The organism is Streptomyces sp. TBY4 (genome assembly GCF_024213195.1).
Lineage (GTDB): Bacteria > Actinomycetota > Actinomycetes > Streptomycetales > Streptomycetaceae > Streptomyces.
In genome coordinates this window covers 1-1,129 of sequence record NZ_JANAVF010000044.1, presented here as the reverse complement: position 1 = coordinate 1,129, position 1,129 = coordinate 1, and the positions used below count along the sequence as shown (strand labels likewise).

Sequence of the window (1,129 nt, the reverse complement as noted above, 5' to 3'; positions counted from 1 at the left end):
ACCCGGAAGCTAAGCCTTTCAGCGCCGATGGTACTGCAGGGGGGACCCTGTGGGAGAGTAGGACGCCGCCGAACAATTTTTCAAAGGACCCCTGGTCCAGCGTTCAACGCTGGAGCAGGGGTCTTTTTTGTTTTCCAGAGCTTTACGCCGAAGCGCGGCCATGGGTTGGTTGCGCGAGAATGACTAGCGGTACCCCGAAGACAGGAGTCACACCCATGTCCAACTCTCCCGACGATCGTCCGGAGCGCGAGCCTCGGCGCAACGACGGCGGTGACAGGGGCGGCTACCGCGGGGGCCGTGACGACCGTGGCGGCGACCGTCCGCCGTTCCGTCGCGACGACCGTGGCGACCGCCCCTCCGGCGGTGGCTTCCGCCGTGACGACCGCGGCGGCCGTCCGGCCGGCGGTGGCGACCGTCCCTCGTACCAGCGTCGCGATGACCGTCCCTCCGGTGGCGGCGACCGTCCTTCCGGCGGTGGCTTCCGTCGCGATGACCGTGGCGGCCGTCCGGCCGGCGGTGGCGACCGTCCGTCCTACCCCCGTCGTGACGACCGGGGTGGCGACCGTCCCTCCGGTGGCGGTTTCCGTGGGAACGACCGGGGTGAGCGTCCCTCCGGTGGCGGCTTCCGCCGTGACGACCGCGGCGAGCGTCCCTCGTACCCGCGTCGCGATGACGACCGTGGTGGGTTCCGCGGTGGCCGTGATGACCGTGGTGGCGACCGTCCGTCCTTCCCGCGTCGTGATGACCGGGGTGGGGACCGTCCCTCGTACCCGCGTCGCGACGACCGTCCCTCCGGTGGCGGCTTCCGCGGGAACGACCGCGGCGACCGTCCGTCCTACCCGCGTCGTGACGACCGTCCCTCCGGTGGCGAGCGTCCTTCGTACCCGCGTCGCGATGACGACCGTGGTGGGTTCCGTGGCGGTCGTGATGACCGTGGTGGCGACCGTCCGTCCTTCCCGCGTCGTGACGACCGTGGTGGGGACCGTCCCTCGTACCCCCGCCGTGACGACCGCCCCTCCGGTGGCGACCGTCCCTCGTACCCGCGTCGTGATGACCGTCCCTCCGGTGGCGGTTTCCGTGGGAACGACCGGGGTGAGCGTCCCTCCGGTGGCGGCTTCCGCCGTGACGA

Annotated in this window: 1 rRNA gene and 1 pseudogene; both read left to right on the top strand. The window is 71.2% G+C overall.

What is annotated here, in order from left to right:
- Window positions 1-74: ribosomal RNA gene (rrf, locus tag NLX94_RS38665) — 5S ribosomal RNA — on the top strand; the annotation flags it as partial.
- 159 nt (window positions 75-233) lie between these two features.
- Window positions 234-1,129: pseudogene (locus tag NLX94_RS38660) on the top strand (tetratricopeptide repeat protein); the annotation flags it as partial.